The organism is Streptomyces sp. NPDC058534 (genome assembly GCF_042717365.1).
Taxonomy (GTDB): Bacteria; Actinomycetota; Actinomycetes; order Streptomycetales; family Streptomycetaceae; genus Streptomyces.
Window position 1 is genome coordinate 11,377 of sequence record NZ_JBHXNW010000071.1, and the last position, 8,242, is coordinate 19,618.

8 protein-coding genes and 1 pseudogene are annotated in these 8,242 nt (G+C 72.6%); 4 read left to right on the forward strand and 5 right to left on the reverse strand.

Annotated features, from left to right (window positions below):
• The 4 genes and pseudogenes from ACFWR9_RS32815 to ACFWR9_RS32830 all read right to left on the reverse strand — a co-directional run.
• Positions 1–346 (reverse strand): annotated as a pseudogene (locus ACFWR9_RS32815) (sensor histidine kinase); the annotation flags it as partial.
• 8 nt (positions 347–354) lie between these two features.
• A complete protein-coding gene (locus ACFWR9_RS32820) occupies positions 355–2,154 on the reverse strand; it encodes a cation acetate symporter (RefSeq protein WP_383848497.1) in 1,800 nt (599 codons plus the stop codon).
• On the reverse strand, positions 2,151–2,510 hold the full coding sequence (locus ACFWR9_RS32825; protein ID WP_383848567.1) for a hypothetical protein: 360 nt from the start codon (positions 2,508–2,510) through the stop codon (positions 2,151–2,153). Before ACFWR9_RS32825 ends, ACFWR9_RS32820 begins: the two co-directional genes overlap by 4 nt.
• A 2-nt stretch (positions 2,511–2,512) precedes the next feature.
• Positions 2,513–3,271 carry a LytTR family DNA-binding domain-containing protein gene (locus ACFWR9_RS32830; protein ID WP_122620897.1) on the reverse strand — a complete coding sequence of 253 codons (759 nt, stop codon included), beginning with the start codon at positions 3,269–3,271 and terminating at the stop codon, positions 2,513–2,515.
• 77 nt (positions 3,272–3,348) lie between these two features.
• Between ACFWR9_RS32830 and ACFWR9_RS32835 the strand changes: the two genes are divergently transcribed.
• The 3 genes from ACFWR9_RS32835 (at position 3,349) to rocD (ending at position 6,034) form a co-directional block, all read left to right on the forward strand.
• On the forward strand, positions 3,349–3,852 hold the full coding sequence (locus tag ACFWR9_RS32835) for an Lrp/AsnC family transcriptional regulator (RefSeq protein WP_383848500.1): 504 nt from the start codon (positions 3,349–3,351) through the stop codon (positions 3,850–3,852).
• Positions 3,853–3,977: 125 nt separating this feature from the next.
• The gene (gene ddaH, locus ACFWR9_RS32840) at positions 3,978–4,817 is read left to right on the forward strand and encodes a dimethylargininase (protein WP_383848502.1); all 840 of its coding nucleotides are present in this window, start codon (positions 3,978–3,980) and stop codon (positions 4,815–4,817) included.
• Positions 4,814–6,034, forward strand: coding sequence for an ornithine--oxo-acid transaminase (gene rocD, locus ACFWR9_RS32845; RefSeq protein WP_383848505.1), 1,221 nt, complete (start codon positions 4,814–4,816; stop codon positions 6,032–6,034). Before ddaH ends, rocD begins: the two co-directional genes overlap by 4 nt.
• A gap of 18 nt (positions 6,035–6,052) precedes the next feature.
• On the opposite strand, the gene ACFWR9_RS32850 is transcribed toward rocD, so the two are convergent.
• Entirely contained in the window at positions 6,053–6,508 is a 456-nt protein-coding gene (locus ACFWR9_RS32850) for an RpiB/LacA/LacB family sugar-phosphate isomerase (RefSeq protein ID WP_383848508.1), read from the reverse strand.
• 139 nt (positions 6,509–6,647) lie between these two features.
• Here ACFWR9_RS32850 and proP point away from each other — a divergent pair, with 139 nt between their 5' ends.
• The gene (gene proP / locus ACFWR9_RS32855) at positions 6,648–8,162 is read left to right on the forward strand and encodes a glycine betaine/L-proline transporter ProP (protein ID WP_383848570.1); all 1,515 of its coding nucleotides are present in this window, start codon (positions 6,648–6,650) and stop codon (positions 8,160–8,162) included.
• Positions 8,163–8,242: the final 80 nt, after the last annotated feature.

The following is an 8,242-nucleotide window of genomic DNA, read 5'->3' on the forward strand; positions in this document are numbered from 1 at the left end:
GGCCCGTCTCCAGCGGACCGGCGAGGCGTTCCATGATCTCCGTGCGGTGATGGGCGCCCACACCGTCCCAGACCAGGACCTCCTTGAGGTCGGTCAGGCACAGCGCGTCGGTGCCGAGCAGGGAGCGCAGCTTGCGGGCCGACTTGCCGGCGGTCTCCTCGGTCAGGCCCGCCCGCAGCGGCGGCGTGGCCAGGGACGCGGTGTGCAGGGTCTGGAACGTGGCGTGCTCGACCGGGGTACCCAGGCCACCGAGGCTCTGCGGGCGGGCCGTGCGCCGCCCCAGCCAGAAGCCCGCCGCCAGCAGGGGCAGCAGGGCGACGGCGAGGCCCGCCAGGAAACCGCCCAGGGAGCCGCTCACGGCGTCGCCTCCTTGCGCGGCGCCTGAAGATCGCCCGGGGGCAGGCCGCCCGCGGGCAGCGCGTCCGCCGGGCGGCCCTCCCCGCGCAGCTCCTCCGTGCCCAGCTCCTCCGGCAGGTGGAAGCGGGCCAGGATCGCCGCCGTCCCGGCCGGTACCCGGCCCGGCGTGGCCAGGGACACCAGCACCATGGTGAGGAAGCCCAGCGGCACCGACCACAGGGCCGGCCAGGCCAGCAGCGCGTGCAGCGCCCCGCCGCCGCCCGGGAAGCCGCCCATGGTGGCGGCGACGGCGAGCAGGGCGGAGCCGCCGCCCACCAGCATCCCGGCCGCCGCGCCGGGCGGGGTCAGCCGGCGCCACCAGATGCCGAGGACGAGCAGCGGGCAGAAGGAGGAGGCGGACACGGCGAAGGCGAGGCCCACGGCGTCGGCGACGGGCAGTCCGCCGACCAGCGGGCTCGCCGCCAGTGGCACGGCCATGGCGAGGAGGGTGCCCAGCCGGAAGTGCGGTACGGCCCGGGACGGCAGCACGTCCTGGGTGAGGACGCCCGCGACGGCCATGGTCAGCCCCGACGCGGTGGACAGGAACGCGGCGAAGGCGCCGCCCGCGACCAGCGCGCCCAGCAGGTCGCCGCCCACTCCCCCGATGACCCGGTCGGGCAGCAGCAGGACGGCCGCGTCGGCGTCGCCGGTGAGGGTCAGCTCGGGGGCGTAGAGGCGGCCGAGGGCGCCGTAGACGGGCGGCAGCAGGTAGAAGGCGCCGATCAGGCCGAGGACGGCGACGGTGGTGCGGCGGGCGGCGACGCCGGTCGGGCTGGTGTAGAAGCGGACCACGACGTGCGGCAGGCCCATGGTGCCCAGGAAGGTGGCGAGGATCAGCCCGTACGTGGCGTACAGCGGGCGTTCCGTGCGGCTCTCGGCGCGGGAGGGCGACAGCGCGTCGTCGGCGCCGCGTCCGGCGGCCGGGACCGGGGCGTCCTTGGCGAAGGTGAGGCGGGTGCCGGCCTCGATGCGGTGGGTGCCGGTGGGAAGGCTCAGCCGGGTGCCGTCGTGGGCGCGGCCGTCCACGGTGCCGTCGACGGTGACGGTCAGCGGCCGGTCGAGCTTGAGGGTGAGGCTGTCGTCGACCCGGACGGAGCGCTGCTCGCGGAAGGTGGCCGGTTCCTCGAAGGGGCGGCCGGGTTCTCCGTCGCCCTGCCAGGCCAGCACCAGGAAGAGGGCGGGGACGAGCAGGGCGGTGAGTTTCAGCCAGTACTGGAAGGCCTGGACGAAGGTGATGCTGCGCATGCCGCCGGCGGCGACCACACCGGTGACGACAACGGCCACGATCACCCCGCCGAGCCAGTCGGGCGCGCCGCTCAGCACGGTGAGGGTCAGCCCGGCGCCCTGGAGCTGGGGCAGCAGGTACAGCCAGCCGACGCCGACGACGAAGGCGCCCGCGAGCCGCCGTACCGCCTGGGAGGCTAGCCGGGCCTCGGCGAAGTCGGGCAGCGTGTAGGCGCCGGAGCGGCGCAGCGGGGCGGCGACGAAGAGCAGCAGGACCAGGTAGCCGGCGGTGTAGCCGACCGGGTACCAGAGCATGTCGGGGCCCTGGACGAGGACCAGTCCGGCGATGCCGAGGAAGGAGGCGGCGGAGAGGTACTCGCCGCTGATGGCGGCGGCGTTCAGGCGGGGGCCGACGGTGCGGGAGGCGACGTAGAAGTCGGAGGTGGTGCGGGAGATGCGCAGGCCGAAGGCGCCGACCAGGACGGTGGCCACGACGACCAGGGCGACCGCGGGTATGGCGTAGCTGGAGTTCATCGGTCCTCGACGAGGCGCACGAAGTCGCGTTCGTTGCGCTCGGCGCGGCGCACGTACCAGCGGGCGAGGAGGACCAGCGGGGCGTACAGGCCGAAGCCGAGGACCGCCCATTCCAGGCGGCGGGCGTCGGGCAACGCCGCGAACAGCAGGGGCAGCGGCCCGACGAGGAGACCGAGGACCGCGAGGGCGGCGAGGCCGGCGCGCAGCTGGCTGCGCATGAGGGAGCGGACGTAGGTGTGGCCGAGGGTGGTCTGCTCGTCGATCTCGGTGCGCGGACGGTAGTAGCCGGAGGCCCGTCCGGTGCGCCTGGGCGGGCCGGTGACGGTGACGCGGCGCTCGCCGGGGTCCTGGGGCACGGTCACGGCCTCCGCATGAGCAGGTCCCGCAGCTCGCGGGCGTGACGGCGGCTGACCTGGAGCTCCTCGGTGCCGACCAGGACGCTGACGGTGCCGGCGTCCAGGCGGAGTTCGCCGATGTGGCGCAGGGCGACGAGGTGGCGGCGGTGGATGCGGACGAAGCCGCGGGCCCGCCAGCGTTCCTCCAGGGTGGACAGGGGGATGCGGACGAGGTGGCTCCCCTTGTCGGTGTGCAGGCGGGCGTAGTCGCCCTGGGCCTCGGCGTGGGTGATGTCGTCGACGGGGACGAAGCGGGCGACGCCGCCGAGTTCCACGGTGATGTGGTCGGGGTCGGGTTCGTGCACGGGTATCCGCGGCGAGGGAAGCGTCGCGCCGCGTTGCTCGACGGCACGGCGCACCGCCTCGGCGAGCCGTTCCCGGCGCACGGGTTTGAGGACGTAGTCGACCGCCTCCAGGTCGAAGGCCTGCACGGCGAAGTCCTCGTGCGCGGTGACGAACACGATCAGCGGAGGCCGCGCGAACCCGGTCAGCAGCCGGGCCAGGTCCAGTCCGTCGAGGCCGGGCATCTGGATGTCGAGGAAGACGACGTCGATGGCGTCCGGCCCGTCGGGACCCGACTCCAGGGCCCGGTTGATGCGGCGCAGCGCCTCGGTCGCGTCGCTCGCGCCCTCCGCCGCGCCGATGCGGGGATCGGCGTTCAGCAGGTACACGAGTTCCTCGAGCGTGGGGCGTTCGTCGTCGACAGCCAGGGCGCGCAGCATGAGGCTGGAGTCTAGGAGTAATCCGTACGCCTGCACACGGGCCGGGCGTGGACGTATCCGCTGGATACAGTGCCCGCATGAACAGCAGGCCCACTCCGTTCGACGAACTCGACCGGAAGATCGTCACCGCCCTGATGACGAACGCCAGGACGTCCTTCGCCGAGATCGGCGCGGAGGTCGGGCTGTCCTCGACGGCGGTCAAACGCCGGGTGGACCGGCTGCGCGAGACCGGTGTGATCACCGGGTTCACGGCGACGGTGCGGCCCGCCGCGCTGGGCTGGCGCACCGAGGCGTACGTGGAGGTGTACTGCGAGGGGGCGGCGCCGCCGAGGCGGCTGGCGGAGGTCGTGCGGGGCTACCCGGAGATCAGGGCGGCGATGACGGTGACCGGCGGCGCGGACGCGCTGCTGCACGTGCGGGCGCGGGACGTGGAGCACTTCGAGGAGGTGCTGGAGCGGATCCGTGCGGAGCCGTTCATCCGGAAGACGATCAGTGTGATGGTGCTGTCCCACCTGATCCCGGACTGTCCGGATGCGGGTGCGGGTCTGCTGGCTCCGGAGGGCGCAGCAGACGTGCGCTGACCTGGTGGAAGACGCAGCGATCGTGCGGCAACACGCAGCTCTTGTCGCTTGTCGGGCGTGGCCGTCACTTTCTACGGTGGTGTCAACCCACAGTTACACACCGTGAGGAGCGGAGGTACCCCTCTGTGCCCGAGTCCCGTGTGCCGCGCCGACGGCGCTTCCTGGTCTGCGAACCCAGACACTTCGCCGTGCAGTACGCGATCAATCCGTGGATGAGCACCGACCGGCCGGTCGACGTCATCCGCGCCCTCGACCAGTGGCAGGCGCTGGTCGACGTCTACCGTGCCCACGGCCACACCGTCGACGGTGTGGACCCGGTCCCGGGCCTGCCCGACATGGTGTTCGCCGCGAACTGCGCGGTCGTGGTCGAGGGGCGGGTCTTCGGCTCGCTCTTCCACGCGCCCGAGCGACGCCCCGAGTCCCTGCCCTTCATGGCGTGGTTCAAGACGCGGGGCTTCGAGGTCCAGCTTCCCGAGTCGGTCTGCGAGGGCGAGGGCGACCTGGTGCCGGCCGGCCGCTGGATCCTGGCCGGCACCGGGTTCCGCACCACCCGTGAGGCGCATCGCGAGGTGCAGGAGTTCTTCGGCGTGCCGGTGGTCTCGCTGACGCTGGTGGACCCGTACTTCTACCACCTGGACACGGCGCTGTTCGTGCTCGACGACGGGGCCGACGGCACCGGGGCGAACATCGCCTACTACCCCGAGGCGTTCTCGCCGGGCAGCCGCGAGGTGCTGGAGCGGCTCTACCCGGACGCGGTGCTCGCCACCCGTGAGGACGCCATGGCGTTCGGGCTGAACTCCGTCTCCGACGGGCGGCACGTGTTCATCGCGCCGGAGGCCCGGGCCCTGGCCGACCGGCTCGCCGGCCGCGGCTACGTGCCCGTCCCCGTCGACCTGTCCGAGTTCCACAAGGCCGGTGGCGGCATCAAGTGCTGCACCCAGGAGATCCGGGAGACCCGCTCATGACCGCACCCGCCCCCACCCGCGGCTCCGCGGAGCTGATCCGCGCGGAGGAGCCCGTCCTCGCGCACAACTACCACCCGCTGCCCGTGGTCGTGGCCCGCGCGGAGGGCGCCTGGGTCGAGGACGTGGAGGGCCGCCGCTACCTGGACATGCTGGCCGGCTACTCGGCGCTCAACTTCGGGCACCGCCACCCGGCGCTGATCGAGGCCGCGCACCGCCAGCTGGACCGGCTCACGCTCACCTCCCGCGCCTTCCACAACGACCGGCTCGCGGGCTTCGCCGAGCGGCTGGCCGCGCTGACCGGCACGGACATGGTGCTGCCGATGAACACCGGCGCGGAGGCGGTGGAGAGCGGCATCAAGGTGGCCCGCAAGTGGGCCTACGACGTGAAGGGCGTCCCCGCGGACCGCGCGACGATCGTGGTCGCGGCGGACAACTTCCACGGCCGTACTACGACGATCGTGAGCTTCTCCACGGACGAGACGGCCCGCGCGGGCTTCGGCCCGTTCACGCCAGGGTTCCGGATCGTCCCGTACAACGACCTGGCGGCCATGGAGGCGGCGGTCGACGAGACGACGGCGGCCGTGCTGATCGAGCCGATCCAGGGCGAGGCGGGGGTGCTGATCCCGGACGACGGCTATCTGGCCGGGGTGCGGGAGCTGACCCGCCGGGCGGGCTGTCTCTTCATCGCGGACGAGATCCAGTCGGGTCTCGGCCGCACCGGGCACACGCTCGCCGTCGCGTACGAGTCGGTCGCGCCGGACGTGGTGCTGCTCGGCAAGGCGCTGGGCGGCGGCATTGTGCCGGTGTCGGCGGTGGTCGGCTGCCGGGACGTGCTGGGCGTGCTGCACCCGGGCGAGCACGGTTCGACGTTCGGCGGCAACCCGCTGGCGGCCGCGGTCGGCACGGCGGTGGTGGAGCTGCTGGAGACGGGCGAGTTCCAGCGCCGGGCGGCGGAGCTGGGTGCGGTGCTGCGCGAGGGTCTGGCCGGGCTGGTCGGCAGGGGCGTCGTCGGCTTCCGCGCGCGGGGGCTGTGGGCGGGGGTCGACGTGGACCCGGCGCTGGGCACCGGCCGTGAGATCAGCGAGCGGCTGATGCGCGAGGGCATCCTCGTCAAGGACACGCACGGCTCGACGATCCGGCTGGCGCCGCCGCTGACCGTCACCGGTGCGGAGCTGGCAGGGGCGCTGGGGACGCTGGAGAAGGTCCTGACGTCCTGACCCCGTCCTGAGGTGCTGTCACGGAGCGGCTCGGCCCCGGTCGAGTCGCTCCACCTGTGTCACGTTGTCCAGGTCCTCGGCGTCCTCGCTGGGCGCGCCCGCGAACCAGGCGTCGAGGATCTCCCGCAGCAGTGGCGCCGACGTCACCCGCAGGCTGAGGGCGAGCACGTTCGCGTCGTTCCACCGGCGGGCCCCGTCCGCCGTGTACGCGTCGGCGCACAGGGCCGCGCGGACGCCCGGCACCTTGTTGGCGGCGATCGACGCGCCGGTGCCGGTCCAGCAGCACACCACGGCCTGGTCGGCCCGGCCGTCGGCGACCTCGCGCGCCGCCTGCTCCGAGCACACCGCCCACCGCGCGTCCGCCCCGGCGCTCAGCGCGCCGTGCGCGAGCACCTCGTGGCCGCGTCCCCTCAGTTCCTCCACGAGGAGCCGGGCCACGGGTTCGTCCATGTCGGAGGAGACGGCGATGCGCATGTGCGCAGGGTACCCACCCACCCGCTCACCTCATCGGCTCAACCGCATGACTGAAGTCACGACCATACCCAGCATGATCGGGGGAACGGTACGAGCTGAGAATCGTACGACCGAGCAGCGCTCCGCCGGGGGTGTCTGCGTGGAAAGGGAGGCCGCCACGTCCCCCACCGACAACGGCCAGGAACCCGACGCCGCGGCGGTGCGCCGCCATCGGGCCCTGTTCCGGGCCATCAAGCGCCGGCAGAACCCCCGACTGCGCCGGTCGGACATCACCGTCACGGACGAGGCCGCGGTCAAGCGTGCCGTGAAGGCGGCGTCCCTCGGCAATGCCATGGAGTGGTTCGACTTCGGCATCTACGCCTATCTGGCCGGCACCCTCGGCCGGGTGTTCTTCCCGTCCGGGAGTGACACGGCGCAGCTGCTCTCCTCGTTCGCCACGTTCGCCGTGGCGTTCCTGGTGCGTCCGCTGGGCGGTATGTTCTTCGGCCCGATGGGTGACAAGATCGGCCGCAAGAAGGTGCTCGCGCTGACGATGATCCTGATGGCGATCGGCACCGCCGCCATCGGACTCATCCCCAGCTACGACTCGATCGGCTTCTGGGCCCCGGCCCTGCTGATCGTGTTCCGTCTGCTCCAGGGCTTCTCGACCGGCGGCGAGTACGGTGGTGCCTCCACGTTCATCGCCGAGTACGCGCCCGACAAGCGGCGCGGCTTCTTCGGCAGCTTCCTGGAGCTGGGGACGCTCGCCGGGTACACCGGCGCGGCGAGTCTGGTCACCGGCCTCACGGCCTGGCTCGGCACCGACGCGATGGACGCCTGGGGCTGGCGCATCCCGTTCCTGGTCGCGGCGCCGCTCGGCATCGTCGGTATCTACCTGCGGCTGAGGCTGGACGACACGCCCGCGTTCCTGAAGCTGGAGGACTCCCACGTCCACATCTCGGAGGCGGCGACGGCGGTGGAGACCACCGCCCGGGGCGACCTCGCCAAGATCTTCCGCACCCACTGGCGGTCGCTGGTGCTGTGCATCGCGCTGGTCGGCGCGTACAACATCACCGACTACATGCTGCTGTCGTACATGCCGACGTACCTGTCGGACGAGCTGCACTACAGCGAGAGCCACGGCCTGATGATCCTGGTGGCGACCATGGTCCTGCTGATGCTGATCATCAACCGGGTCGGCAAGCTGTCCGACCGCTTCGGCCGCAAGCCGCTGCTGATGACCGGCATGATCAGCTTCTTCGTCCTGTCCGCCCCGGCCTTCGTGCTGGTCCAGGAGGGCAGTCTGCTCGCCGTCTCGGCGGGCATGCTGATGCTCGGTCTGTCCCTGGTGTGTCTGCTCGGCACGATGTCGGCGGCGCTGCCGGCGATGTTCCCCACCAACGTCCGTTACGGGTCCCTGTCGGTCGGCTACAACCTCTCGGCGTCCCTGTTCGGCGGCACCACGCCGCTGGTCATCACCGCCCTGATCAGCGTGACCGGCTCCGACATGATGCCCGCCTACTACGCGATGGCCGCGGCCCTGATCGGTGTGGTGGCGGTGGCCTGCATGAAGGAGACGGCCCAGCAGCCGCTCGAAGGTTCCCCGCCTTCGGTGCAGAGCGAGGAGGAGGCCGCGGAGATGGTGGAGGCGCAGGCGCCGACGCCGAAGTTCTGAGCACGCGTGGTGAGGTGGGGGGGGGGGGCGCGCCGCCCCCCCCCCCGGGAACCGGGGAGAAACGCGGCCCCTGCGCGGCC